Source organism: Pleomorphovibrio marinus, from assembly GCF_003347495.1.
GTDB lineage: Bacteria > Bacteroidota > Bacteroidia > Cytophagales > Cyclobacteriaceae > Pleomorphovibrio > Pleomorphovibrio marinus.
Genome location: NZ_QCXY01000005.1, coordinates 305,358 through 331,154, shown reverse-complemented (window position 1 = coordinate 331,154; position 25,797 = coordinate 305,358). Strand labels below are relative to the sequence as shown.

Here is a 25,797-nt window from a genome sequence, read left to right as displayed (position 1 = left end):
AAAGCTTTGTTGCGTTAATTTTAAAATTGAAGTCGGTTAAAATCCTCCATGCTGTCAATGATGGACTCTTCGTAAGTGAGGGTCCATCCCATGGATTGGGTGAGGATATAAATTTTGGCGAGTTCACTTAGTAGCCTTTCTTTGGCATTTTCCTCTAGATTGGATTGTTTGATTTTTTCTTCCATCATAGTTGTGACCCTGCCCTTGATTTTATTATAATCCTCGGCCCCAAATTTATTAAAATAATCCTGGCTCACATCGTAGTATTCTATATCCGGGTAGATATTGATCTCCGGAGGGGGAATATAGGTCAGCCTTACGGTGCGGTTGGCCTCGTCTATTTCAGTCTGGATTTCCCTCAGGTCGTAGCCCACCGTGACCTTTGCGTTTACCACTACCAGTGCTTTTTTGTTGGCTGCGAAGATATCAAAATAGTTCCTGCGCGTATTGCGGTAGCTTACAATTTGCGAAAAGTTGCCTTCAGTGACGATGAGTTTACCCACCTGATTGATCTGTTGCTGGATCATGGCTGAATTGAGCCTGAGTTCTTCACTTTCCTCTTTTCGCTGAAAGAAGAAAAAAATACTAACTACCAAGATAAGGGTAAGGACTACCCCGGCAAGAAATCTATACATGTGCGTGAAACAAGGTTTGCTTTTAGGCAAGCCCTTGGCTTTTTTAATATACTTTATACATTTTGTTAGCGGAATTGATATATGCTAAGGGGCTGAAGGTTTTGTCAAAGGAGTTTTGCAGGTTGTTGAGCTTATTTTCCAAATCGTTCATCCTGCCCCCCAAATGCCTGCTTTTTTTATACTTTTCTATTAGTCCTCCATATTTATTGATGTTCTCGCTTATACGGAAGGTAATGGTTCCAAAACGTACCTTCAGGGACTGGATTTCCGTCATTTCATAGTAAAAGGTGTTTTTCCAGTTTTTGGGATTTTGGTTTTTTTCCTCTCTCACCTTTTCAGAGATGACCTCTGTAAGTTCATTGAGGTATTGGTATCTCTTGTTGGCATCATTTTCCAAGGTGAATCTCCTGTCAAAATCTCCCCTTTTTATGGCTAATATTTCCAGATTTTTATCCAAATTACTTTCGTATAGCTTCTTAAGTTCTTCTAATTCCACATTTATAGCTTCCCATTCAGTTTCAATCAAGTCCTTGTCGTTGGTGAATTGGCCTAGCTCCGTCACTAATTCAAACATCCTTTGACTCCTGTCCCGCAAGTCTTGGTTTTTTCTGTTCCCGCCTAAATTATCCACATAATTTGACATACCCAAAAATAGGGCTTGACTAAATGTCCCGAATATGGGGGTTCCTGCGGAAAGATTGCCTGTAAGGTTCATCAGGTTAGAAACCACGCCGAGGGTGGAATTGCTTTCCCGATTATCGTTTACATAGCTCTTAAAACCTGAATACCAATCGTTAAAGCCTGGGTATTTAGTGGGGTTCCCCACGTCGTTTAGGGTGGTGAAAAAGTCTCGGGTGGAATTAAAAAGTATAAGTGGCTTGAGCTCCCTTTCCATAGATACCAGATTGATAATGGCGGATTGGTAATTTCCTTTGTAGATGTTGAGTTCCGATTCCTTCTCAGCCTGTTGAAAATCCTCGATGAGCTTGACCCTTTCCACCAGCTTGTCCAAGATCATCCTTTCGTTGGTGGTCTGTTCCAGGGATAGGTCCAGAAGTTGGATTTTAAGGTCCAAATCCGAGAGTTTGGTACCCAGGTTCTGGTTCAACGAGTCTGTTTTTTGCTCTATGCTTTTCAACAAACTTTCTTTGAGTGTGTTTTCTAAGGTGACTACAAGGGAATCTTGCTGCTGAGCCAGCAGGGGGAGTTGACCAAGGACTACCAAGACCAACAGCCACAGGGATGTTTTCGTGTGCATGGGTGTTTGCAAATGATTATGGCATTATTTTTCAAATTTATGCCATTTGTTGCCATACTTCAACGGAAATTTTTCGTAAAAGATATTATAATATAGGGATTACTGAAAAAAAGGTGGGGACACTTCACATTCACCTAAAGAATGAATATATTAGAAGAAATTGGATCAATCATTCATGTTATCTTAACTCAAAATAATCGATATGCAAGACTATCCTTGGTTTAAGTTTTACCCGAAATCTGTGCCAAAGACTGTGGACGTTACAGCCTATGACAGCGTGGTGGATCTTTTTGAAGAGAGCATTAAAAAATTCGGGAATGGAATCGCTTATGAATGCATGGGCAAAACCATGACTTTTAATGAGCTGGACAAGTTATCGAAGGATTTTGCCGCCTTTCTTCAAAAGGAGCTGAAAATGAAAAAGGGTGACCGCATTGCCATACAAATGCCCAACCTTCTTCAATATCCTGTTGCTATGTTCGGGGCACTAAGGGCCGGTCTGATCGTAGTAAATACCAACCCACTCTATACTTCCAAAGAAATGAAGCATCAGTTTACCGATGCAGGTGTGGATGCGGTGGTTATTTTATCCAATTTTGCATCTAACCTTGAGAAAATAAAAAATGAAATCTCAGCCAAACACATCATTATCACTCAAATAGGGGATATGTTGGGAGGGCTGAAAGGTGGTATAGTGAATTTTGTGGTGAAGTATATCAAGAAAATGGTGCCGGCATACTCCCTTTCTGGAACACACTCCTTTAAGGATGCCCTTAAGCAAGGAGGAGCAAAAACCTTTGTTAGGGAAAAATTGAATAGGGAGGACTTGGCATTCCTTCAATATACCGGAGGAACCACGGGGGTGTCCAAAGGTGCCGAATTGACCCATGGAAATATCGTTGCCAATATGCAGCAGATTTCGGGGTGGATGAAGCCCAAGCTTAAGGAATATGAGGAAACAGTGATCACTGCCCTACCCCTTTACCATATCTTTGCCTTGACGGTAAACTGCTTGGCCATGCTTAAAATTGGCGCTCACAACGTGCTTATTACAAATCCCCGGGACATGCCGGCATTTTGTAAAGAACTTAAGAAACACCCTTTTTCGGTTTTTACGGGCGTAAACACCCTTTTCAACGGGCTTTTGAACCAAGAGGCATTTCGTTCCCTGGATTTCTCTTCCCTCAAGATAGCAGTGGGAGGAGGTATGGCTGTGCAAAAAGCCGTAGCCGAAAAATGGCAAAAGGTGACAGGTACCACATTGGCAGAAGGATATGGACTTACAGAAACTTCTCCGGTGGCCACCTGCAACCCCATTGATGGGACGGAAAGAATAGGCACCATAGGTCTTCCCTTGCCCAATACAGAATGTAAGATCATAGATGATGATGGGAATGAGGTAGCTACTGGTGAAAAGGGAGAGATGTGTGTAAAAGGACCTCAGGTAATGAGAGGCTATTGGAACAGAGCAGAGGACACAAAACAAGTCCTGGATGGAGGTTGGTTAAAAACCGGGGACATAGCGACTATGGACAAAGATGGATATTTCAAGATAGTAGACAGGAAAAAGGAGATGATACTGGTATCCGGATTTAATGTTTACCCCAATGAAGTGGAAGATGCTATTTCCGGGCATGAAAAAGTAAATGAAGTAGGGGTAATTGGCATTCCTGATGAAAAGTCCACAGAAAAAGTCGTGGCCTATGTGGTACCCAATGACCCCTCTGTCACTCAGGAAGAAATAATTGCACATGCAAGGGAGAACCTTACCAACTACAAAATCCCTAAGGAGGTGTATTTTGTAGACGAACTCCCAAAATCAAATGTGGGCAAAATACTCAGGAGGATAATCAAGGAAAACCACGAGAAAAACCATTAGGCACAAAGGCCCTTTGTTAAATGTCCAAAGGGCCTTTTTTTTGACCTTATTGCTGTGCATTTCTAACGGGCATGTCTAGATTTTCCCAACCGCTTCTATAGCTAGGTTTGCTGTACTTCCTGCATGCATTTAAGGCGTTTAATTCCATCAATTTTTTGTAGAAAGATGGTTTTCCGTCCTTTATTTGAAAGCTGTCACTTTCCTCTAGCTTTTTGCTTTCCCTACCTCAGATAATACGGAATGCCATGTTTTCCCCATCCAATTCCACCTAACCCATTACTGGGAACTATGCTAATTCCTGACCCAGCTTTTAGGCTTGTTTTCAAACACTCCCGCCTTTGGTTGATTTTTTGCTTGGTTGTTTTGGGATTAAGACTATTTCGAGTTTAATTTACCACGGGCTTTTTAGTAGGTGTAAACTTTTTTGAAAAATAATGAAAATTTTGGGACGCAATTTGCTTTCGGTTCGTATAGGTAAAAATTTAAAACCACATTAACCATGAAACGGATTTGGCTTTTTGTTCCAGATATTTTTTTCACACTCCTTATCGTCGCAAGCTGTGAAAGGGTTAGCCTTGACCAAGATAGGGAATCCGAAGGTGACAAGTTGGAGTGGGTGAGTAAGGTAGAAGTAAGTACCGATAACTCCCAGGATTGGAACAAGGAATTGGCAGATTATATGGTGAAGGCAAAACAAATATTGAAAAGAATGGAACTGAATTAATCAATCACCCTACTTTTTTCTTGCAATAAAGAACAACTCCATTCCTGCTCGATCGGGTATGGAGTTATGACAGGGCTGCATGGTGATAATCTCGAAAGTTTTCTCAAAATAGTGCAAATAAGAAGCCCTGTCTCCCCCGAAGGGAGGGCCATCGAATTGGAAATAGTGGTTGAAAAGAACCCCGACCATTTTTCCCCCGGTTTTCAGTAAACTATCTGCTTTTTGAATGTATTCCTGCCTCAATTTGGGATGAAGGGCACAAAAGAAGGTTTGTTCTAAGATGAGGTCATATTCACCTTCATGGGAAAAAAAGTCCTCAACATGAGCTTGTGAGACTGGAAATTCAGGGTTTTCTTTAAGAAATTTCTCGATTGGAATTCTTGAAAAATCAAGAATATGAATATTCTTGAACCCCTTTTCGAAAGCATATGCGGCTTCATATGCGTTTCCGGCTCCTGGGATTAAAATAGTTTTGGATTTTTCTGAGATTTGGTCTAGATATTGCTTTATGGGAGTGGAAATAAATCCAATGTCCCAGCCGATGTGATTTTCATTGTATCTGTTGGTCCAGTAGGTTTCATCAAATGGATTTTCCATTTTTTTTTATAGATAAAGTGGTGAGAAATCGTTTCAAAGATATATAATTAGTCTTCAAAATGAGTGAAGTAAATACGAATAAGGAAAACCGGCAGGAGCAAGGCAAAAACATTTTGATCGTTGTGCTTGTGATTTTGGTATTGTTAAGTGGGGTTAGGTTGTTTTTTGACCATAAGGAAAAGACCTTGAAATCCGAGGAAATTTTGATTCTTACCGAGGAGACAAGTTCCCTAAACTCCAGAATCGACTCCATGACCTTTCAACTGGACCTCCGGATAAAGGAAATAGAAAGGCTGGGGGGTGAGGTGGATTCGTTGGTGATGATTAAAGATGAGCTTATCAAGGAAAGGAATTCCGAAAGGACCCGTTCCGCCAGTGAAATTGCCAGACTTAATAGGCAAATGGATGGCTATGGAGAAATGCTCAGGGAGAAGGACGAGGATATTGTCAGACTTAGGGAATTAAACGATCAGTTGTATGCCGAAAATAAGGACCTAAAGTCCTCCAAAGCAGAGGTTGAAGAGGAAGTGGTAAAGCTCAACCGGAAGGCTCAGGAATTGGAGGAAAAGGTGAACGTGGCCGCGCGGCTGAGAGCTGAAAACATCGTCATTGCGGCCGTTAATGCAAGGGGAAGAGAAAGGGTAGGAGAATTTAGAAATCGGCAGCTTGAAAAACTTAAAATTTCTTTTAACCTGGGCGAAAACAGCGTGGCACCCTTAGGAGCAAAGGACATATATGTACAAGTGCTTGGCCCCAACGAACAGGTTATTTTTGACATCGCTAAGGGTTCCGGTACATTCAACCTCAATGGAAGGGAGGAATTTTTCACCTCTAAGCAGGACATTATTTTCGACAACACCTTACAGAAATTGACCTATTACTATGAGAAGGGGTCCGATTATGCCAAGGGGTCTTATATGGTAAAGGTGTTTTCGGATGGGATAGAAATTGGTAACGGAAGTTTTGAGGTAAAATAATAAAGACGCATTATTTTTTGTTTTTTCACTCATTCAGTCTAATTTTGCACTCTAATTTTCAATAAGTATCAAATAATACAAAAAAATGTTCCAAAAAAATTACGAGACGGTATTCATACTCACTCCCGTTTTGTCTGATGTTCAGATGAAGGATACCGTAGACAAGTTTGTGAACTTGTTAAAAGAAGAGGGGGCAGAAATTGTGAACGTGGAGAACTGGGGGCTTAAAAAAATGGCCTACCCGATTCAGAAGAAATCCACGGGGTTTTATGTGCTGGTTGAATTCAACGCCGAGCCCACCTTGATCAAGAAACTGGAGGTAGAATACAGGAGGGACGAAAAAGTCCTTAGGTTTCTTACCACTGTACTTGACAAGCACGCATTAGTTTATGCGGAAAGAAGAAGAAAAGGTGAATTTAACAAAAAAGCCGAAGCTAAGGAGGAGCCAGCAAAATGACACTGAGAAACGAACCTATCAATAGAGAGCAGAACAAAAAGAAATATTGCCGCTTCAAAAAGATGGGCATCAAATATATTGATTACAAGGATCCCAATTTCTTGTTGAAGTTTGTGAACGAACAGGGAAAGATCCTTCCTAGGAGACTGACTGGAAATTCTGCAAAATACCAAAGAAAAGTAGCTCAGGCCATAAAGAAAGCCAGACATTTGGCCTTGTTGCCCTTTGTAGCTGACGGCCTGAAATAGTGCAGTCCTGTTCTTTGTTCATTTATCTTAAATTGTGATCAACAAATGGAAATTATCTTAAAAACAGATATAAAGGGGCTAGGCTACAAAAACGACCTGGTGGAAGTAAAACCTGGGTACGGCCGTAATTACCTGATCCCCCAAGGGTTTGCCGTATTGGCCACCCCTTCAAATAAAAAAATCCTTCAGGAGAATGTAAAACAAGCAGCCCACAAGGCTGAGAAAATCAAGACGGAAGCAGAAGCTATTGCCGAGAAGATTCAAGGTATTAAACTTCAAATAAAAGCTAAAATCGGTGATTCCGGTAAGATTTTTGGCAAGGTCACCACTTTGCAGATTTCGGATGCCTTAGCCGAAAAGGGCATTGATGTAGACAGGAAGAAAATCGCCATCGCTCAACCCGTATCAACAGCTGGTGAGTTTGAGGCCGAGGTTGACCTTCACCGTGATGTGAAAACTCAGGTAAAATTCGAAGTGGTAGCGGAATAATCCGTATACTTTAAATATTGAAAAGCCGGGTTGTTAAATGCCCGGCTTTTTTTGTTTATACCTCCAGGGAATTTATACTTCACCTCTTTGATCTTCCCTAATCCCTCGTTACGGGTACATACCTCCTGTACACGAAGCAAATAAACAGCTTATCGCCTGGGAGGGTAATGATTGGATGTGCAAAGTCCAACATTTAATCAAAGCAAATTATTTAGCGAATTCCCCTAAAATAAGGTAGGCAGTTTGCCATTGCAAATGGCTTCATAAAGATATTGCTTTTTTCCTGTCACCACTTGCAAGTACCTGATCCTAATCCGGTTTGAAATGTGTCTGTTTTCAACTATATTTCAAGAAACGCCTCTCCCGACATGATTTCACTATGTCTCCGACATTTTCTGCTATGCACTATTCTATTCCTACTTGTACCCATGTTGAATATTCCCCTGATGGCCCAAGAGGAATCCGATGATACAATGGCCTTTGGCCAACTTATAGAAGCACCTACCTCTCCCTTGGAGTGGAAGGAGTGGGAAAAAAAGCTGAAGGGCTGGAAGGAAAAAACCCTCAGGAAACTGGAATACAGTGATGCTATTTACAGGGATCCCGGTTATCAATGGGCCTCTAAGGCATATTCCATGTTATTTCTTATTGCATTCGACCAAAACCTTTATGATCAGGATTGGAATTTTCAAATGGAGGAATACCTGGAGAACTATGAGGCTAACTACGGCGGGGTGGATATCGTATTACTTTGGCCTACTTATCCCCAGTTGGGTTTTGACAATAGGGATCAATTTGAGTTTTACCGGAACCTCCCGGGCGGGACGGAGGGCTTGAGGGAACTGGCCTCACAGCTTCACAGCATGGGCAAACGGCTATTTATCGCCTATAATCCCTGGGACAATATTGGTCGGCTCAATGGGAAAAATGATGAGGAGGAACTGATCAAACTGGTGAAAGAGACAGGTGCAGACGGAATTTTTTTGGATACTATTACCAGCGTAAAAGGATTTCTGGATCAGCTAAAGGAGGCCAGTCCGGGAGTGATCCTTCAGTCGGAAATCGCCACCTCCCCCGAGGAGTTACAGGAAATCCACCAATCCTGGCTGGAGATCGGCTGGTCCATGGAGGACAAGTACAAGGAGTTTTTGGAAGTTCCACCCTTGATCCGCAACCGCTGGCTGGAACAGAGACATATGCTCTATCGGCTTTCCCGGTGGAGCCATGAGCAGTCAGCAGTGATCCAAAATGCCTGGATGAACGGCAGTGGCATGGTGATTTGGGAAAACGTCTTTGGCAGCGTAAATCCCTTGAATCCTAGGGATAAAACCTTGCTGAGAACTATGTTGCCCCTGCAGAGGCACTTCAGCTCCTTTTTTACCGAGGGAGAGTGGAGCCCATTGGTGGAGACCCACCTGAACAGGGTGTATGCCTCCCTCTGGCAAAGGGGAAACCAGAAATTGTGGACCATCGTAAACCGTCAAGAACAGAGAGCCAAAGGGCCTTTTCTGAAATTGTACGCACATAAGGGGATGCGGTATTTTGATCTGATCAAAGGAGAGGAAGTAACCACCAGCCACCATGAGGATAAAATACACTTGCACCTTTCCCTGTTGCCAAGGGAGTTGGGGAGTTTTCTGGCTATTCCCAAAGAGGAAGTAACGGAAGAGTTACTCTTGTTTTTGGAAGGGCAAGGGGAAAGGTATGCTGAGGCAGACTTTAGGACAGCCCATACCCTTCCCCAACATACCTGGGAGCCATATTCTACTACTAAAAGGTACCCACCTGAGGGGTTGCCTGAAAACATGGCCATCCTTGAGGTACCGGAGGATTCCATCAATTTTACATTTAGTTTTAGAAGAAGGGAATGTGGTTTTTACCCCATGGAAGGAGTGGTGGACCATACTTTTGTGAACAACCAGTTGCATGAAACAGTGGAAGGCAGAGTTACCCAACAACTGAAGCCCTTTGCGATGGACAAGACCTTGGTAACCAATGCGGAGTTTAAGCGTTTTTTGGAAAAAAGCGGCTATGTGCCCAAGGTGAAGCATCAATTCCTGGCACATTGGGAAAACGGGAATATTCCAAAGGGAAAAGAGGAGCACCCTGTGACCTTTGTTTCGCTGGAGGATGCCAGGGCCTATGCTGCGTGGGCAGGCAAACGCCTACCTACCGAGGCAGAGTGGCAGTGGGCAGCTCAAAATGGTAATTCTGAGACGCAATACCCCTGGGGCAATGCTTTTGACCCCGAACGCTGTAACCATGGTCAGTTTGAGGACACCTCTCCGGTAACCTACTTCAAAAATGGAAGAACCGTGGAAGGCATCTATGATATGAGTGGCAATGTATGGCAATGGACAGAAAGCGAGCGCAGCGATGGACACAACCGGTATGCCATAGTGAGGGGAGGTGCCTGGTACGAGACCAAAGCCTCGGGGTGGTACGCCGATCAAGGTCCCCAACGCACTCATTTTGGGGCCAAGTACCTGTTCTCATGGCCAGGCCTGGACAGGTGTGGTACGGTGGGGTTTAGGTGTGTGGTGGATTTAAATTATTAACCTTTTTTGCAATAGAATATTCAAAATTTATTACTGAACCTATTTATTAATCCTGATTTTGAAAACTTCATTATTCAACTTTAATTCAATGAAATATACCAGAACTGAGCAGGTTTTATGGGATTATTATTTATATGTTTGTTAAGGATCACCATCCACCACATTTTCATGCAAAATATGGAGAATTTAAGGATATCTTTTGTGTAAAACTGGGGAACTTTTAGAAGGAGAACCTCCAAGAAGGGCACAACGTATGATAAAAGAAGGGGCTGGACTACATCAAGATGAGTTAATGAAAAATTGGGATTCTACCCAATCGGAAACACCGGAGTTTAGGAAGATTCAACCTCTACAAAAGAAAAAATGTTATGATATATTCAATAAAGGAAATAGTTGATGTTGAGCCTTATAGGGTGACGTTAAGGTTTAATACGGAAGAAATTCGCACAGTAGACTTGACAGAAAATTTAAATGAATTGGGCAGTAATCCCATTTCAAAGTTCGCTGAATTAAAAGATCCTTCTACCTTTAAAAAAGTAAAACTTGACGAGGAATTTGATACTGTAGTCTGGGAGAATGGAATTGATTTGTGCCCAGACGTATTGTATCAGATGAGTACCGGGAAGGCAATAAAGAACAAGGTTTAAATATATACACAGCCCCATTTATATTCCAGCTATGAATCATTTCAACATTTATTTTTTGATTGTTATCTCCTTTCTCTTGTCCAATCTGCGGTTATTGGCAAATCCCATTGTTTTATCTTCCAAATCTACCCTCACTGTAATAGAACTTGACGCTGGGGACAAGGTAAGCTATATCAAATCCAATGGGGACACCTTGCACTTTGAATTTCTCTCTTCCCAGCACAATATTGTTTTTTCTACCCTGAAAGACACCAAGCAAGGAGCCAACAAAAATGGAAGCATTTTCAATATGATCAGCAGGGTAAAAGTGGATGGGCAGGAGATGGAGATGCTGAGGTATGTGCCTGTACAGCAATCCTTTTATGAGCCCTACACGGTAAATGGGGTACAGATTTGGTTTGACGGACTAAGGTCATTGGGGGAAAACTTTAACGAAAACCATGGGGATTGCCTGCCCCAGAAGCAGGCGCGATTTGCTTTTCAGGATTTGGGAAAGTCTGTTAGTCCACAAACATTGACCAATTGGTGTCCGGTGCCTGACAGAAGGCTGAAGGTGGCGGATGCCTACCAGGGGGATGATGTCTGGATGGGACCCTATTTTGGGGCGGACCTTCATGGCGGACTGGACATCAACATGCCCTCTAATACCCCGCTGTGGGCACCCATAGATTTCGACACCCATTACTATTTTAATTCCTTAGGAGCAGGGCACAACAACAATCGCTGGAGAGGGAGCAGGACTTGGGAAAATGGGGATATCTGGCAGCTTCAGACCCACCATATGGTGGAATTGCTTATCCCAGAACACCAGCCTATAGCACAGGGGGAAACCTATGCCCATACCGGAGGGGTCTATACGGGTGTCACCCCCCACACCCACTTTGTATGGCGCATCAAGCAACCGGATCAGGAGTGGACCTTTATGGACCCATGGGTGTTTTTTTGGGAGATATTCAACAACAACAGGGAAAAGGCAGGGGAAATCCTGGCCAAAATTGATCCCCTTTCCAAGGCTAGTACCGGAGAAACCATACACTTCAAAAGTAGGGGTTCCCGCCCCGGTCTATGGGGAGGCGTATTGACCTATCATTGGGATTTCGGTGATGGAAGTATAGGCATCCACCCCAATCCTTCACATACTTATACCAGGCCAGGAATATACCCTGTGACCCTTACGGTAAGCGACGGACAGGACAAGCATGCCTTTAAACAATTTATTACCGTATCCGGAGAGACCATAAACCTTCCCTCTCTATACATTAGCGCTGAAGAAGAACCAGGATTTGATGCACCTGCGCCTTGGAAAACCAATACCCAGGATAGTGAATTCCCAACCACAAACACCCTTCGGTTTAGAGGCCACCACGATAGGAAGGAACACCTTCTTCCAAAGACCATCTCCCTTTTCCCTGAGCATTATCTATGGGGGCCAGATGAGGGGAGAAAGTGCCGTTTTGAGGCACTTTATGTTCATGGAAGTGATTGGTTGGAACTAACACCAAGCGTAAAGGAAGACCATATTCTCCTTGAGATTCTTCCCAAAACCGAAAAAATGATAAAAAAGCACGGTTTTTACGAAGCCTATGTGTTGGTTTACCATGAAGCCTTTGTCAATTCTCCCCAGTATATAAAAGTGAGGGTGGATTTCCCCTGGCAAAAGCCAGCTAAAGGAAGGATGGTCCATCATGATGACCCCTTTACCCAAAGATCGGATTATTTTTGGTTGTCTCCGGAGTTTCCTTTTGATTGGACTAAGGGTCAAAAAGGCCACTACCTTATCAATGGCAGAAAAGGGGAGGGGGAATTTATCAGGTATAACCCCTATTTGGAAAAAGGAAACTATAGCGTAAACCTGGAAAGTCCTGCCTATAAATATCCCGAGTTAGCCCAACTAGTGGGAGCCTTTGATGTTTGGGTAAGGCATATGGACGGAAAAGAAAAAATAACGGTAAACGCCAGGGAAAGCCTTGAGCTCGGCCGGTTTTCCATGGACGAACACAGCTATGTAGAGGTAGTGTCGGATGGTGCTGATAGCTTAATCCTTATAGATGCGGTAAATTTTGAGTGGGTAGAATAAGCCCTTTAAAACAATGTAATAGTTTTTAACTGTTAATTGTTAAATTTCAATTAACCTTTACCCCATTAACTATTACCTTATTGATCCATTAACAATTAATCATTAATACATTAACCATTACCGCTCTTCTCCAATTAAGTGCTTCCCACTCTTAACCCTTTTTCCACTATAAAAATCAGGGGCCTTTCCTTCAGGTATTAATGATTTGTGTATTTTTGGCCTTCCAATTACCTATTTAACTATGACCTTTCGATTGGCTTGCTGCTTTCCCTTGTTTTTTGTTCTTGCCTGTGGATCGGTGGATCCCCCGAGTGCTGTAATGCCCATTCCAAGTGAGCGCCAGTTGGCATGGCAGGACATGGAATTTTATATGTTTGTGCATTTCAATATGAACACTTTTACCAATATGGAGTGGGGGACAGGTGCGGAGGATCCTGTCCAGTTTAATCCCTCGGCCTTAGATGCAAATCAATGGGCTAGGGTGGCAAAGGAAAATGGAATGAAGGGAATTATCATTACGGCAAAGCACCATGACGGCTTTTGCCTTTGGCCTACCTCAACCACCTCTCATAGTATTGCGTATTCTCCCTACAAAAATGGGGAAGGCGATATTGTAAAGGAGGTAGCAGAGGCTTGTGAAAAACATGGGCTTAAATTTGGCGTGTACCTATCTCCATGGGACAGAAACCACCCGGAGTATGGGAACGATGCCTATATTGAGGTGTTCAGAGAACAGCTCAGGGAGCTCCTGACGGGGTATGGGGATATTTTCGAGGTTTGGTTTGATGGGGCAAATGGCGGTACCGGTTATTATGGAGGTGCCAATGAAGATAGAAGGGTGGACAAGAAGACCTATTACGACTGGCCAAATACCTATTCCATCATCCGAGACTTGCAGCCTGATGCGGTGATTTTTGGAGATGCGGGGCCGGATGTGAGATGGGTAGGCAACGAACACGGATTTGCCTATGAGACTACCTGGTCAAATCTTATGCGGGATTCCATCTACGGAGGCATGCCGGAATACAGCGAAAAATATTCGGCAGGTCAGGAAAATGGCACCCATTGGGTGCCTGCGGAGTCTGACGTTTCCATACGTCCAGGCTGGTACTATCACCCCTATGAGGACCATAAGGTGAAATCCCTTCCGGAACTGTTGGATATATACTATTACAGCATAGGGAGAAACAGCAGTTTGCTCTTGAACTTTCCAGTGGATACGAGGGGTCTGATCCATGAAAACGATGTGGAACAGGTAGAGAAGTTATATGCCAAGATTCAGGAGGATTTTAAAGATGACCTTATCCAAACTATAAACCAAAGCCATGCCTCAATTTCCAGGGGCAGGGGATTTGGGGTGGACCAGGCTCTGGACGGGAACCTGGACACCTATTGGTCCACCCCCGACGGACAGGTAAAAGGAGATCTGACTTTCGAATTTCCTTCTCCCACTGCTGTGAATCGCTTATTGGTTCAGGAACATATCCCACTTGGCCAAAGGATAAAAGCCTTTGAAATTGAGGCCAAGATGGACGGAGAATGGGTAACCTGGACGGAAGGCACTACTGTGGGCTATAAGCGTATCTTGAGGCTGGATGAGAAAGAGGTGGAAGGGGTACGTTTTAGGGTGCTGGATGCCAAGGCCAGTCCAACCATTGCCAACCTTGCACTTTATCGTGCGCCAAAACTCCTATTGGCACCTACTGTGGAAAGGGACAAAAGTGGAAGAGTAACCTTAATACCGGCAGAAGAAAATTTACAAATGGTATATTCCCTTGACGGAACCGACCCAAGTCCTGAAAGTACCCCCTACGAAGGCCCATTTATGGTGGCTTCGCCCTCGGTACTGAAAGCAGCAGCCCTGGAAGGTGAGGAGATAAGTGAGCCATTGGTGCAGAAAATGGATATCCCAAAAGCAGCATGGAAAGTGATCAGCAAGGGCAAAAACCCAGAGCACCTTATAGACGAAAACCCTAGGACCAACTTTGTTTCGGAGAACAATGAGGCCGTGGTGGACTTGGGGGAAACCTATAGGCTAAAAGGATTCACCTACTTGCCCATGCAAAACAGGTACATTGCAGGGGTGATAAAGGAGTATGAGTTTGCGGTAAGCAGAAATGGCCGGAACTGGGAAACAGTGAAAAAAGGGGAGTTTGGCAATATCGCCAATAGTCCTGTTTTGCAAGAGTTGGGGATAGATCCGGTCAATGCCAGATATATACGTCTAAGGGCCATCGACACCCTGGACGGTGAGCCAGCCAGCTTTGCGGAGTTGGGAGTGGTGACGGAGGGTGCTATTGAGTAATATCAAGAGCCAAAGGATGAGAGACTTACAAACGGAATAAATACTTAGAAAAAGAAATAACCTACAAATTAAATAAAAATTCATAACCAATAACTTTTCTGACCTTATTGTCTAAGGTCCATAGTAAAATGTCGTTTTTCTTCACTGAATGAATGATCACAGCGTCAATCAAACCCACGCCATGGTTGATGAGGTTAAGGCGGTTGGACATTATGCTTGCCTCTATAATTAGCTGAGGTTCGTCAAGTAGGGGAATTGAATTTACTAAATCGAGAATAACGCCTATTTCCCTTTTTCCTTTGGCTCCTTGAAGGAGTTCTGCAAAGATTAAGGCTATCCCACATACCTTTCCTTCTTCCAGAAGTTCTTGGCAATTGAAAAAATAGGAAGGATTGCCTTTCAGATATTCAATCCAAACAGAAGTGTCAAAAACTAGGCCCTTCATTTCCTGTTAAGATCCCTAAGTTCTTGGGGAGTGTATTTGAACTCCAAAGGCTCTTTTAATACGGCAGCACCAATTTGTTTGATTTTTTGAGACCTGATATAAGAAGTTAAAGCAATCTTTAGCGTTTCTGTTATGGTCTCACTTTTGGAGACCTGCATGGCTTCCTTAATCAGATCATCCGGAATAATGGCTGTTACTTTCATCTGTTTATAATTTCTTTTTAGCGGTCATATGGAATCTCGCAACGATAATCATCCCTCCGTTTGTCGCTTGCGTCATGCCCTGACTGCCGTCAGGACAGGCTCGATTTCATGACTCTTTTAAACGAATATACGATAGGTAATCGTATAAAGGTAATAGTCAGTAAAAAAAATTTGCTCAATTCACTGTAGATCTTGCTGTTGGGACCTATGCTAGGGGGATATTGAACCGATTTGTATGAAAATATATTATACTGAATTACTTTGCCTTGTATACATCACTAGCACTACCCATCAGAATTCCATAACCGTTTTTGATATTCGAATACACCCTGACAGGTTGGGCAAAAGGATCCCCATCGTTCCAATACTGAAGGCCATAGGTAGTTGAGAAATCATAATAGCTCCTTGTGACTGATTTCAGTTCAAAATGGATCTCAGTAATAACCTGCATACTTTCATAATTATGTTCAACTTCGAAATCGGTAAAGAAATTCCCACCCGTAAACAGATCTATGTTTGCTTCCTTTCCATCGAATAACTTGTCATCGACCAGTATGGAACCACCCACATAATAGTCTCTCTCATAGGCGGGATTTTTGGGTCGCAGGTACAGTGGATATCTTTCCACGAAGGTGACTTCTTCACCATGTTGGTTGGGAAAGGTACTGGTTCTAAGGGTATAGGCATTGATCTCATAGAAATTCTCCCCGTCTGGATCCTGAAAGGTCAAAGTGACATCATCGTCCCTGGACCATTCATTTCTCTCCACTACACCATTCACAGTAAATGAACGGATGGGAACCTTGGGCGGGATCCTTTCCGTAGCTTCTACTTGCTCATGCCCGTCCAAATTGACCCTAACGGTGTATTCTTTTTCAGCCTGAAGCCGAAGTGATGGCAATTGGTACTGTTCCTCATCCTGGTTATAGGATAGAAAATAGGTTTCTTCCCCGGAAGTAAGGGTGACTTGAGCATTGGGGATTGGGGAAAAGTTCCAATCGTTATCCAGAATATGCCTGCTCAGGGTTAATCTCACCTTTGGAATGGAGTCGGCTTGTAAGCGGGCATTGAGGGTTACCTTGGGTGCTTCAAAGGGCAGTTCTACATCCACCACGGTTTCGCAGGCACTTAAGAAATAAATAAGTATTCCCAAAGAGGAAAAGGATATACTATAGTGCAGTTGCTTGTTCATCGCTTAAAATTTAAAACCGTAGGAGAAAGAAGGGATCATGGGAAAAAGGCTGTATTGAAGGACTTTACGGTTTCCTCCCCTATCATAGCCTATGTCCATAAAGAAGGGATTGAGGCGGTTGTAGGCATTATAGACCCCCAAGGTCCATTTCCTTTCTCCCCAGCGCTTGGTTTTCCACCAACTAAAGCTGAGGTCCAGCCTATGGTAAGCCCTATTCCGAAAATTGTTGCGGCTTTCATAAAAGTTGATATTGCTTCTGTGCATTCCTCCCCACCTATTGAATTCAGGGCTTTCGTACCTTTGTGTGGGGAGTGAAACTGCATTGCCGGTCCCATATACCCATACCAAGGAAAAGTCCCTGTTTTCTTTCCAGTCATGGGTGATGGCAAGACTCACATCGTGCCTGCGGTCATATTTATAGGGAAACCATTCCCCAAAGTTGATTTCATCAAACCTTCTCTCGGTATTGGAAAGGGTATATCCCAACCATCCTGAAGTTCTACCCACTTTTCGCTGCGCAAACATCTCCAGGCCGTAGCTTCTTCCCTCACCAACCGCGACTTTGTTTTGCCAGTCTTGGTCCAAGTTCAGGTAAGTGGCCCCATCCCGGTATTCAATCAGGCCATCCATGGTTTTATAATATGCTTCTGCGCTAAGCTCAAAGCCCTTAATGTTTTTTACCACTCCAATGGCAGCCTGCATGGCCCGCTGGGGCCCAATTTGGTTCGTTGCTGGCACCCAAAGGTCAGTGGGAAGCCCTAACCCGGCATTAGTCAGCAGGTGAATAAACTGGGCCATGGTGACAAAGGAGGCTTTAATAGAGGTGGATTCATCTAGCAGGTACCTGGCGGCTATACGGGGCTGCAAGGAATTATAGTGCTGCCCCTCTGTAAAAAAACCGGAATAATGAAGCCCTACATTGGCTTTTAAGCGGTCATTCAACCGGATATCATCCTCTACGTAAACTGCATATTCTGTAGAATTCAACTCATCGGCCCCTAGCCTCAGATCATTTTCCTGGCGGCTGCTCCTGCTGGCGTATACACCAGGGGAAAAGCGGTGAAGGATTACGTTGCTGCCAAATCGTACATAATGGTCTGGATTGGGGATATACTCAAAGTCTGCCTTGGCGGCCCAGTCCCTGATGCCGGAAAAGTAGCGTTCTGAATAGGTATTGGATTCATTCTTGCCCACTCCTGTGACCTGCTCGTTATATTCATTAAAGAGATCAAAATTATACTTACTGTAGGTGAAAGTATAATTGCTAAAAAAACGGCTGCTGATGACGTTGTTCCATCTCAAGGCGGTGATAAAATTACCCCAACTCAGACCAAACTCATCTCTGTAGTCCGTTCTCTCGTTATTGTTGACGTAAAAGTTGCTGAAGCGGGAATAGGCTTTGTCATCCCCCGAATACATACTCAGGTAGATCCTGTTTTTGTCGTTCACTTTATGGTTGATCTTGCCATTAAGATCGTAGAAATAGTAACCCACTGATTCATTTCCCCCAGAGCTGGCTTGAATAATTGGCCTGGCTAAAAGGTCAAGGTAGGTTCTTCTTCCCGAGAATAAAAAGGAGGTTTTATCTTTTTTTATGGGGCCTTCTACGGTAAGTTTAGAGGCAATGATGCCGATGGAGCCTTCCCCTTTGAATTCCTGCATATTGCCTTCCTTCATGGTAACATCAATCACCGAAGACAACCTGCCTCCATACCGGGAGGGGAATCCCCCCTTGATCAATTCCACATTGTTGATGGCGTCGGCATTGAAAATGGAGAAAAAACCAAAAAGGTGTGCCGCATTATATACAGGGACACCATCCAAAAGCACCAGGTTTTGGTCTGGCCCTCCACCTCTTACGTAAAGCCCGCTGGCCCCTTCCGTACCGGATTGAACCCCTGGCAGTAACTGCAACACCTTAAACACATCCACTTCCCCCATCAGTGCAGGCAGCTCCTTGATCTGCTTGATGGGCACGTTGATGGATCCCATTCTTGTGGTTTCCTGAACTTGTTCCATGCTTAAGGCAGAAACGACCACTTCCTCTAGCAGGCCATCAGGAATTAATTGGATGTGAAGGACAGTATCTTTACTTACAGCGAAGGCAACTCGTTGGGTCTGAAAGCCGATATAGCTGAAATAAAGATCCACAGAATCTGTAGAGGTGGTGGTGTAACTATAAAATCCAAATTGATTGGAAGTGGCGCCTCTCTGCGCTGTCCTGTCGTAAACATTGGCTCCAATAAGGTGTTCTCCGGTCCCATCTTCACGGATGGTTCCGTTAATTGTTACCCTTTGACCATAAGCATTTTGTAAACAATAAATGCTGACTATTGCAATAAAAATTCCCCTTTTCATCAGTGGTACTAGGTGCAGAATGACGCCACCCACCTACTGAGGGCAATGCCACTTTTTTACCAGCAAATTTAAGTAAAAAGTGATATCAACAATTAATAATAAAAAAATTTCGCCAAAATTTAACAATTATTTTTGTTAAGGTAAACCGTAAAGAGATTTGGCCGCCTCCTCATATTTGTCACCTGGCTCCCAAAGGGGTTGATCGATTTCATTGGCTATCTTTTCGGCAGAAAGTAAGTAAGCCTTCCAGTAAAGTAGGGCATAATCCATGTCAAAATTGTCCGTTCTGTCGGAAGGTTGGTGGTAATGTTTGGCAACATCTTCGTCAAAGGCAGTAAATCCCAGGCTAAAGGTGGGTGCAGGGATTCCCTCCCGTGCAAAATTCACATTGTCCGACCGGTCGTAAAGCCCCTGCTCCGGTGCTGGATCGGGGATGGCTTCTATGCCAAATTCGGCTACAGCCTCTTTAATCAGGGTATCCACGGAGGTTCTACCCAGCCCAATAACAGTGATCACAGAGGTGTCGTTATAGCCGGCATTGTCAATGTTGAGGTTATAAATGATGTCCTTTAGGGATACCATGGGGTTTTTTGAAAAATAAGCAGATCCCAGCAATCCCTTTTCCTCTGCGGTCCAAGCACAAAGGAGAATGGATCGTTTAGGTGGGTTTTTGGCAAAATATTTCGCCGCATTGATTAATGCTACCGTGCCCACGGCATTGTCCCTGGCACCGTTATAGATGGAGTCGCCTTCCGCATTCGGGCGACCCACTCCCAAATGGTCGTAATGTGCAGAAAGCATCACATAAGTGGTACTTAACTCAGGATCAGTTCCTGGGATGTAGGCCACCACATTTCTTCCTTGGATCTTGCGGTTTACTTTTCCTTCCACTGCCAGATTTACCTCTAGCTCCTTACCTTCTATTTTTTTCACCCACTCGCCTCCGGTATCTTTGACCCATAAGTAGGGCAGGGCTGCCTCCTCGTCGGGATTTTCATCCAAGGTCATTTGTGGCCGATTTAGAAAATTAACCACCAATCCCCAAGGTGTGCTGGGGGCATTATAAAGCTCTAAGACCCCTGCAGCACCTTTGTTTCGGGCCAGTCGCATTTTTTCTCGCCCCGAGGCAAACATGTCCGTTGGGGCAAAGCGATTGGGTGCTCCCACCTTGACCACCACCACTTTACCTTCCACATTTTTTCCCTCATAATCTTCTTCCAAACCGAATCCCAAGTATACCATCTGCAGGGTTTCATCGATATCCGGGCCATCCAATACCAGTAAATCATCACCATGGGTAAAGGTGTGATCCAAAAAAGTCACCTCTCCCTTTTTTGGGGGCGCGGATTGTCGGAAAGGCACATATTGGTAAAAGTCCCCTAATGTATCTACTGACTCTGCACCATATTTTCTGAATTGCTCCTTAATATACCTTGCAGCAATATCTATTTCCATCCTCGCCGCGTCCCTGCCTTTCAATTCATCCGAGGCCAAAAAGGTAAAATGGGAAATAGCCTCTACACTATCCACGCTTTCCTCTATGGCCGCCTTTTGACCAACACTTTGAAATACAGGTAGAAATAGGCATAAGAGCCAGGTAAATTGCTTTTGCATGAAAGTTCAGAATGGGTTAAACCTCAAATATAACCATTTTTCCTAACGGTACATTCTAAAACAGGGGATAACCCTCCATAAATTACCTTTTTAGGAATTGGCGGGGAATTTGTAGTTTTGATCTTGAGAATACAGTAAATGAAACCTTCAAAACCCTAAGATTATTATGATAGCTTCCTTACTATACCCCTGTAAGGGGATATTGGCCGAAGGGCCCTATTGGCATACAGCATGGCAATCCTACCTGTGGGTGGATATCGAAAAGGGGATTTTGTACCGATATGGATGGAATGACCAAAAGGTGAAAACCTGGACCTTTCCAAATAGGCTTACCCTGGTGATCCCGGATCAAAAAGGAAGTCTAATACTGGCCCTAGATGCCAAATTGGCCCGCTTCCATCCAGATACCGAAGCATTGGACTGGTTGGCGCAGGTGGAGGAGGATAAGCCTTTGAATCGGTTTAACGATGGGGCATGTGATGCCATGGGCAGGCTTTGGGCGGGGACTATGAGCGTGAAGATGGAAAAAGGTGCCGGTAGCCTCTTTTGTTTCGATAAAACCTTAATTCCACAATCCAAAATTGCCCCGGTCACCGTTTCTAATGGACTTGCTTGGTCCCTGGATGGTAAAACTCTCTATTATATCGACAGTCCCAGCAGGGAAATCAAGGCCTATGATTTTGAGGAGGCCTCAGGGGATATCCAATTTAGGGAAGTTGTGGTAAAGGTACCTGAGGAAATGGGAACCCCTGATGGCATGTGTGCCGATACCGAAGGAAACCTCTGGGTAGGCCATTACGGTGGCAGCGGTGTTTTTGCATGGAATCCTAAAACCGGAGAAAATTTCGAAAAAATTGAGGTGGAAGCTCCCCACGTGACCTCCTGTGCCTTTGGAGGTCCAGAAAATGATCACCTTATCATCACAACGGCCCGCGAAAACCTGGGGAAGGATCAACTGGAAAAATACCCAGAAAGTGGCTCGGTTTTTTACTGCAAAATGCCCGTAAAAGGTGCCCCTGTACATGGGTTTGGTTTTTAAGACTTTGTGAGTTTAGGGTCAGAGCAGCAACACGGATAGGTATAGCTCCGTCAATACCCCAAAAATTAAAATGCTTATATACAAAAACCCCAGGACCAAGAATTTGAACAGGGTGCTGAGCCAATGTTGCTTGTGTACCCGCCAGATGGAGATAAAAGCAAAAAGGGATACTAGATAGAAACTATACTGAATGGGAAGAAAATCGGATTGCCCGAGGATTAGAAACAGTAGGATAGAAAATCCATACACCACATATGCCAGGGCATGTAGGTGAAGGCCATGGATCAGGTGTTCTATGTAGTACAACTTCGCATTGTAAAAAAGTATTTTCAAGAGCAACGCAAAAAAGGGCAGCAGGGCAAACATCATCAAAGGCAGGTTCTTTGCAGACTGCACGATAAAGAGGTTACTATTGGCGACAAAGTTCCTCTTTTTTTCTATGCCTATGGGCAGGTCAATGTGGAAATAACTTTGGCTCAAAGAAGTGGCAAATTCCTGGTTGCTGATCTCCTTATCCAGAGAAAGGAAACGCAATTCTTTCCAAGTGACTTTTTTCTTTAAAGTGTCCTTCCTATTTGTTTTCTCGGATGTTGGAAAAAATGGAATATTCCTGCTCCCAAATTCCAGAACTGAATCCAACTCAGCCCGTTCTCCCGGTGAAAGTTCATCTAAGCCTCCGGTTTCATCTTCATAAAGGGTAATGTCTTGGGAAAGTATATCATCCAGGATATTTGCTGGAATCACTAGTCCTATGATAAAGAAATAAAATAGGGAGCTAAAGAGGTAAAGCCGTATTGGGTGCGTGTATTTTTTCCGCTGCCCCTTGTTGAAGGTCATGGTCAGTTTGCCCGGTTGGAAGAAAAAGGGTCCCAGAGTCCTCAGGAACCTTCCGTCAAAACTCAGGATGCTTGCAATTAAATCCTCCAAAAACACCCCAATCGGCACTTTTTGGATTTTGTTTTCTTGCCCGCAGGAGGGGCAATAGTCTTCACCCTGTGACAGGTCCTGTTCACAGTTGAGGCAATATTCGGTTTTTCTGTTATCCTTCACTACTGATATAAATAGGTTTTACCCCCTCCTGAGCGGCTGGAGCCCAACGGAAATAAAAGTAGAAAGAAACCCATCATCTTGCAAGCGTGAAATTTTTCAAATAGATGGCGTCCTCGACCTTTGTGTTTTTAGGAACCCGTATTTGTATTCGGGGTTAAACGTTTTTCTCGAAACGGGCGCAAAGGGGATCGTAACGATCGCAGCGGGTTTTGTGAAAAAAGGGATTGGTGAAAACAAGATAGGAGGAAGCTCTCTAGGTCCAAAGAAGCTCTCAATGGTTTTGTGTATCGGACCTTAATTTGGATCAATCGCCGAATTGTCGGGCTAATCCCTCGTAGAAAAGCTGGAAGACCCCATCCCTGTCTATGTACTTGCACCTAAGGATCTTCCCGTTGGTTTTTTCAAAGTTGTAATCCATATAGTAATTGACAGTGGGGCATTCAATTTCCTCCCAGGTGGCAAGATCAGGATCCAATAAGGCTGCAATGTCACCCATATCAAAATATCCTTTGTCCTCCCTGAGGTAATAGGGGTGCTTTTTTCTATACTCATACAGATATTCCCCCAAGGCCCCATGGGGTTTCACTTCTCTTTCTGTCTCCTCCAGAGGACCTGCGGTCAAGTGGGTTCCTGTATCAAAAAGAACCAATGGAAAGGGGGCATGAAACATCATCATGGCAGCTTGTAAATCTCCTTTGATATTGTAGTTTATTGCCCTTTCTGGCCAGGTGTTTTCGGTACGCGCATGCCAAAACATAACCACCCTATCCTGAATGGCGGGTTCTTTCAAATAGGCGGAGGCCAGGTCTGTGGCAGAGCCTAACCCTACTACCCAAAGGGGTTTTTCTGCGGTGTGTTTCATAGCCTCTTCCACGATAAAATCTATGCCCTCACTGCTGGCAGGCTCGAACTCGTAACGCAAAGGATGGCCGCCCGGAAATACCGGAAACTCACCTCCCATGCCTGCTTTTTCCAGGATGGTGAAGATTTCTTTTACCGATAGCCAAACACTTTTGGTGCCCACCCCCTGGTGGGTGTGGTCGTAGTTGCTTCCCACAAAGCCCTTAATATCAAAACGCTCCGGATAGGAAAGGGCCAATGCAATGGCCCAAATGTCATCAATTTCATTGGTGGCATCACTGACAATGATAAGAGGAATCCTTTCGCCTTTCGGCGGGACCTTTGGAACCACAGTTTTTTCTCCATGGTATTTAGCAGACTGACCCTTTGCCATTCCCACCATTAATACTAACGAAAATAAAATTATCAGGACCTTATTCATATCTCGTCTTTACTAAAATGAACTAAACTATTTGCTGGAAGACTGCTGTCTTGGAAAGATACGGGTTGCCATTCGAATTTACTCCCTTTGACCATTTCCTTTGGAATAAAACCTTCGGGTAATTGTACTTTCTCTTCCTTATTGGACCAATTGACTACAAAGAGGGAAATTCCCCCATTTTGTTCAAAGGCAATGGTATCCACAAGTAATGGTTGGGAACTAGTGCTGCGGTACAATTTTTTTAGTTGTTTTAGGGAATCCCTTAAGGGATACATCGGGGATTTTTCGGCACCTTCGCCGATTTGTCTGTACCATCCATTGTCGCCACTTAATTCGAAGTAGCAAGCGTGATCCGCCCCTGATTGATGCAGGTACTTTTGACTGATCAAAAACCAGAAGGCTCCAAATAGGGTAAACTGCCGCTCGTCCGTCCATCGGGTGGGGTGCCGAAGGGGCTTGTCAGGGTCAGTGGCATTTGGGTTCCACCTCATATGGAAACTGACCGGACTGATGTTGATGCCCTTGTTGGGGTAAAGGTCCTTTGCCGAATCCACGGTATAGGCCTGAGCAGATAGGGTCTCCACCAAGGATTGGTCATCAAATGCATGTACTTGGGGGTTGATGGAGTAAGAAACACCGTCCAATTGGCTTGCATCCACCCTTTCCCTGTTCAACTCTGTGAAGAAAGCATCAGTGCCGCCATAAATCTGCACATTGGGATAGGCCTTTCTCAACTCAGGAAGATGATTTAACCATGCCAAGGGTGTGACTTTTACCTGGTTTCCGAAAAGGAGCAGCCTTTTGATTTCTCCCGCATCCGAAGTTAACCTCTTTAGTTTGGCGAGGTCTGGATCATCGGAGAAAATGGCCAATTCCAGAGGAAGTCCTAAATCTTTGCTCAGTTGCAGTGGGGATTCATCGATCTCTTTGTCCAGCTCAAGGTCTATTCTCAGGTACTCTACTCCCAGATCCTGCAGTGCCGCTTGGGCTATTTCCGGTTCGTTTAGGGTACTTAGCATTACCCCAAACTCCGGGAGTGGAGAGGGGGATGAATTATCTACCCGGATCTCTATAGGATTATCTTCCCTCTTTTCTAAGGAAAGGTTTTCCGGGATACTTACTTTTAATTGGATGCGCTGATTGACTTCCTCTCCTTTATTGAGTAGTACGGGAAAGGGCAAGCCAAGAGGGGTGCAGTAGGTCTTGTAGGAAGCATCTGTCCAGTTCCTTTGATCCTCCGTCTCGAAAATATCCCCTTTAAACAAGAGACTGGCTTTAATACCCTTTTCAAGACCCCAGTGCATTTCCTTTATATCCATAAAGGGTTGGTGGGGGCTGATTTGTACGGGGAAATGGCTATCCGTAGTGCTTCCATCTGTGTGTGTGATGCTGATGGGGTTGCCCACACAAGGTTCCACTGGGTGCAGCACGGTGAAGCCTATCCTGTTTCTTCTGAAGCTGGTCAATGCTTTTCCCGTATAGGTAAAGTTCAGGGAACTGTCAGAATTGCCTTTGATCTCACATTTCAGCGCAAAGGAGATGCCCTCCTGTTGAAAGGTGGCCTTATAGTTGATTTGAAAGGTATCTTTGTCTTCTTTTATCTCTTCCTCTTCTATTTTCATAGGGATTGTTCCCCAATTATGATCCCTTAAAGCATGGTTGATCATTCGGATGACTTCTTGCTCCCCACAATTGATGTATCGGAGAAAACCGTTTTCATACCATAGGGATAATTGGCCTGCTTTCAGTTTTTTTCTGGTCAT

At 44.1% G+C, this 25,797-nt stretch carries 24 protein-coding genes; 13 read left to right on the top strand and 11 right to left on the bottom strand.

The genetic code is table 11. The features are described 5' to 3' along the window. Positions 1-20 precede the first annotated feature (20 nt). On the bottom strand, positions 21-635 hold the full coding sequence (locus DB520_RS15100; RefSeq protein WP_114750544.1) for a DUF4230 domain-containing protein: 615 nt from the start codon (positions 633-635) through the stop codon (positions 21-23). A gap of 43 nt (positions 636-678) precedes the next feature. Then, a complete protein-coding gene (locus DB520_RS15095; protein ID WP_114750543.1) occupies positions 679-1,893 on the bottom strand; it encodes a hypothetical protein in 1,215 nt (404 codons plus the stop codon). A 202-nt stretch (positions 1,894-2,095) separates the two neighbouring features. Here DB520_RS15095 and DB520_RS15090 point away from each other — a divergent pair, with 202 nt between their 5' ends. Together DB520_RS15090 and DB520_RS15085 are read left to right on the top strand one after the other, a co-directional pair. Next, positions 2,096-3,772, top strand: coding sequence for an AMP-binding protein (locus DB520_RS15090; protein WP_114750542.1), 1,677 nt, complete (start codon positions 2,096-2,098; stop codon positions 3,770-3,772). 499 nt (positions 3,773-4,271) lie between these two features. Further along, positions 4,272-4,496, top strand: coding sequence for a hypothetical protein (locus DB520_RS15085; RefSeq protein WP_114750541.1), 225 nt, complete (start codon positions 4,272-4,274; stop codon positions 4,494-4,496). Between the two features lie 9 nt (positions 4,497-4,505). On the opposite strand, the gene DB520_RS15080 is transcribed toward DB520_RS15085, so the two are convergent. Further along, positions 4,506-5,093, bottom strand: a complete 588-nt coding sequence (locus tag DB520_RS15080) for a class I SAM-dependent methyltransferase (protein WP_114750540.1) — start codon at positions 5,091-5,093, stop codon at positions 4,506-4,508. A gap of 59 nt (positions 5,094-5,152) precedes the next feature. Here DB520_RS15080 and DB520_RS15075 point away from each other — a divergent pair, with 59 nt between their 5' ends. The 10 genes from DB520_RS15075 (at position 5,153) to DB520_RS15035 (ending at position 14,851) form a co-directional block, all read left to right on the top strand. Continuing rightward, positions 5,153-6,070, top strand: a complete 918-nt coding sequence (locus DB520_RS15075) for a hypothetical protein (RefSeq protein WP_114750539.1) — start codon at positions 5,153-5,155, stop codon at positions 6,068-6,070. An 85-nt stretch (positions 6,071-6,155) separates the two neighbouring features. Continuing rightward, entirely contained in the window at positions 6,156-6,527 is a 372-nt protein-coding gene (rpsF, locus tag DB520_RS15070; RefSeq protein WP_114750538.1) for a 30S ribosomal protein S6, read from the top strand. Then, positions 6,524-6,775, top strand: a complete 252-nt coding sequence (gene rpsR, locus DB520_RS15065) for a 30S ribosomal protein S18 (protein WP_114750537.1) — start codon at positions 6,524-6,526, stop codon at positions 6,773-6,775. Before rpsF ends, rpsR begins: the two co-directional genes overlap by 4 nt. A 45-nt stretch (positions 6,776-6,820) precedes the next feature. Next, entirely contained in the window at positions 6,821-7,264 is a 444-nt protein-coding gene (rplI, locus tag DB520_RS15060; protein ID WP_114750536.1) for a 50S ribosomal protein L9, read from the top strand. Positions 7,265-7,692: 428 nt separating this feature from the next. Beyond that, positions 7,693-9,822 carry a formylglycine-generating enzyme family protein gene (locus DB520_RS15055; protein WP_157972105.1) on the top strand — a complete coding sequence of 710 codons (2,130 nt, stop codon included), beginning with the start codon at positions 7,693-7,695 and terminating at the stop codon, positions 9,820-9,822. Between the two features lie 134 nt (positions 9,823-9,956). Then, positions 9,957-10,046 (top strand): DUF4160 domain-containing protein, encoded by a 90-nt coding sequence (locus DB520_RS27490; RefSeq protein ID WP_262511322.1) that lies wholly within the window; start codon positions 9,957-9,959, stop codon positions 10,044-10,046. After that, positions 10,022-10,219 carry a DUF4160 domain-containing protein gene (locus DB520_RS27675; protein ID WP_394340937.1) on the top strand — a complete coding sequence of 66 codons (198 nt, stop codon included), beginning with the start codon at positions 10,022-10,024 and terminating at the stop codon, positions 10,217-10,219. The genes DB520_RS27490 and DB520_RS27675 overlap by 25 nt, the downstream gene beginning before the upstream one ends. Then, positions 10,191-10,469: a DUF2442 domain-containing protein gene (locus tag DB520_RS15045; protein WP_114750534.1), complete on the top strand. Its 279-nt coding sequence runs from the start codon at positions 10,191-10,193 to the stop codon at positions 10,467-10,469. Before DB520_RS27675 ends, DB520_RS15045 begins: the two co-directional genes overlap by 29 nt. A gap of 31 nt (positions 10,470-10,500) precedes the next feature. Further along, positions 10,501-12,546 carry a PKD domain-containing protein gene (locus DB520_RS15040; protein ID WP_114750533.1) on the top strand — a complete coding sequence of 682 codons (2,046 nt, stop codon included), beginning with the start codon at positions 10,501-10,503 and terminating at the stop codon, positions 12,544-12,546. 241 nt (positions 12,547-12,787) lie between these two features. Further along, positions 12,788-14,851 (top strand): alpha-L-fucosidase, encoded by a 2,064-nt coding sequence (locus DB520_RS15035; RefSeq protein ID WP_114750532.1) that lies wholly within the window; start codon positions 12,788-12,790, stop codon positions 14,849-14,851. Positions 14,852-14,912: 61 nt separating this feature from the next. On the opposite strand, the gene DB520_RS15030 is transcribed toward DB520_RS15035, so the two are convergent. The 5 genes from DB520_RS15030 to DB520_RS15010 form a co-directional block, all read right to left on the bottom strand. Next, positions 14,913-15,296: a PIN domain-containing protein gene (locus DB520_RS15030; protein ID WP_114750531.1), complete on the bottom strand. Its 384-nt coding sequence runs from the start codon at positions 15,294-15,296 to the stop codon at positions 14,913-14,915. Then, entirely contained in the window at positions 15,293-15,499 is a 207-nt protein-coding gene (locus DB520_RS15025) for a type II toxin-antitoxin system VapB family antitoxin (protein WP_114750530.1), read from the bottom strand. Before DB520_RS15025 ends, DB520_RS15030 begins: the two co-directional genes overlap by 4 nt. A 256-nt stretch (positions 15,500-15,755) precedes the next feature. After that, positions 15,756-16,691 carry a DUF4249 domain-containing protein gene (locus tag DB520_RS15020; protein ID WP_114750529.1) on the bottom strand — a complete coding sequence of 312 codons (936 nt, stop codon included), beginning with the start codon at positions 16,689-16,691 and terminating at the stop codon, positions 15,756-15,758. 3 nt (positions 16,692-16,694) lie between these two features. Beyond that, positions 16,695-19,049 carry a TonB-dependent receptor gene (locus tag DB520_RS15015; protein WP_114750528.1) on the bottom strand — a complete coding sequence of 785 codons (2,355 nt, stop codon included), beginning with the start codon at positions 19,047-19,049 and terminating at the stop codon, positions 16,695-16,697. A gap of 135 nt (positions 19,050-19,184) precedes the next feature. Next, positions 19,185-20,663: a M28 family peptidase gene (locus tag DB520_RS15010; protein ID WP_114750527.1), complete on the bottom strand. Its 1,479-nt coding sequence runs from the start codon at positions 20,661-20,663 to the stop codon at positions 19,185-19,187. A 166-nt stretch (positions 20,664-20,829) separates the two neighbouring features. Here DB520_RS15010 and DB520_RS15005 point away from each other — a divergent pair, with 166 nt between their 5' ends. Beyond that, positions 20,830-21,702, top strand: a complete 873-nt coding sequence (locus DB520_RS15005) for an SMP-30/gluconolactonase/LRE family protein (protein ID WP_114750526.1) — start codon at positions 20,830-20,832, stop codon at positions 21,700-21,702. 18 nt (positions 21,703-21,720) lie between these two features. Here the strand turns inward: DB520_RS15005 and DB520_RS15000 are convergent, their stop codons facing one another. The 3 genes from DB520_RS15000 to DB520_RS14990 form a co-directional block, all read right to left on the bottom strand. Beyond that, positions 21,721-22,752: a DUF3667 domain-containing protein gene (locus tag DB520_RS15000; RefSeq protein ID WP_157972104.1), complete on the bottom strand. Its 1,032-nt coding sequence runs from the start codon at positions 22,750-22,752 to the stop codon at positions 21,721-21,723. 304 nt (positions 22,753-23,056) lie between these two features. Then, positions 23,057-24,034: a nucleoside hydrolase gene (locus DB520_RS14995; protein WP_114750524.1), complete on the bottom strand. Its 978-nt coding sequence runs from the start codon at positions 24,032-24,034 to the stop codon at positions 23,057-23,059. Next, positions 24,031-25,797 (bottom strand): hypothetical protein, encoded by a 1,767-nt coding sequence (locus DB520_RS14990; RefSeq protein ID WP_157972102.1) that lies wholly within the window; start codon positions 25,795-25,797, stop codon positions 24,031-24,033. Before DB520_RS14990 ends, DB520_RS14995 begins: the two co-directional genes overlap by 4 nt.

Bases quoted from the DNA above. Each gene is read 5' to 3' on its own strand.
- DB520_RS15100 (WP_114750544.1), bottom strand. From the start codon at position 635: ATGTATAGATTTCTTGCCGGGGTAGTCCTTACCCTTATCTTGGTAGTT.
- DB520_RS15095 (WP_114750543.1), bottom strand. From the start codon at position 1,893: ATGCACACGAAAACATCCCTGTGGCTGTTGGTCTTGGTAGTCCTTGGT.
- DB520_RS15090 (WP_114750542.1), top strand. From the start codon at position 2,096: ATGCAAGACTATCCTTGGTTTAAGTTTTACCCGAAATCTGTGCCAAAG.
- DB520_RS15085 (WP_114750541.1), top strand. From the start codon at position 4,272: ATGAAACGGATTTGGCTTTTTGTTCCAGATATTTTTTTCACACTCCTT.
- DB520_RS15080 (WP_114750540.1), bottom strand. From the start codon at position 5,093: ATGGAAAATCCATTTGATGAAACCTACTGGACCAACAGATACAATGAA.
- DB520_RS15075 (WP_114750539.1), top strand. From the start codon at position 5,153: ATGAGTGAAGTAAATACGAATAAGGAAAACCGGCAGGAGCAAGGCAAA.
- rpsF (WP_114750538.1), top strand. From the start codon at position 6,156: ATGTTCCAAAAAAATTACGAGACGGTATTCATACTCACTCCCGTTTTG.
- rpsR (WP_114750537.1), top strand. From the start codon at position 6,524: ATGACACTGAGAAACGAACCTATCAATAGAGAGCAGAACAAAAAGAAA.
- rplI (WP_114750536.1), top strand. From the start codon at position 6,821: ATGGAAATTATCTTAAAAACAGATATAAAGGGGCTAGGCTACAAAAAC.
- DB520_RS15055 (WP_157972105.1), top strand. From the start codon at position 7,693: ATGTTGAATATTCCCCTGATGGCCCAAGAGGAATCCGATGATACAATG.
- DB520_RS27490 (WP_262511322.1), top strand. From the start codon at position 9,957: ATGTTTGTTAAGGATCACCATCCACCACATTTTCATGCAAAATATGGA.
- DB520_RS15045 (WP_114750534.1), top strand. From the start codon at position 10,191: ATGATATATTCAATAAAGGAAATAGTTGATGTTGAGCCTTATAGGGTG.
- DB520_RS15040 (WP_114750533.1), top strand. From the start codon at position 10,501: ATGAATCATTTCAACATTTATTTTTTGATTGTTATCTCCTTTCTCTTG.
- DB520_RS15035 (WP_114750532.1), top strand. From the start codon at position 12,788: ATGACCTTTCGATTGGCTTGCTGCTTTCCCTTGTTTTTTGTTCTTGCC.
- DB520_RS15030 (WP_114750531.1), bottom strand. From the start codon at position 15,296: ATGAAGGGCCTAGTTTTTGACACTTCTGTTTGGATTGAATATCTGAAA.
- DB520_RS15025 (WP_114750530.1), bottom strand. From the start codon at position 15,499: ATGAAAGTAACAGCCATTATTCCGGATGATCTGATTAAGGAAGCCATG.
- DB520_RS15020 (WP_114750529.1), bottom strand. From the start codon at position 16,691: ATGAACAAGCAACTGCACTATAGTATATCCTTTTCCTCTTTGGGAATA.
- DB520_RS15015 (WP_114750528.1), bottom strand. From the start codon at position 19,049: ATGAAAAGGGGAATTTTTATTGCAATAGTCAGCATTTATTGTTTACAA.
- DB520_RS15010 (WP_114750527.1), bottom strand. From the start codon at position 20,663: ATGCAAAAGCAATTTACCTGGCTCTTATGCCTATTTCTACCTGTATTT.
- DB520_RS15005 (WP_114750526.1), top strand. From the start codon at position 20,830: ATGATAGCTTCCTTACTATACCCCTGTAAGGGGATATTGGCCGAAGGG.
- DB520_RS14995 (WP_114750524.1), bottom strand. From the start codon at position 24,034: ATGAATAAGGTCCTGATAATTTTATTTTCGTTAGTATTAATGGTGGGA.
- DB520_RS14990 (WP_157972102.1), bottom strand. From the start codon at position 25,797: ATGACCAGAAAAAAACTGAAAGCAGGCCAATTATCCCTATGGTATGAA.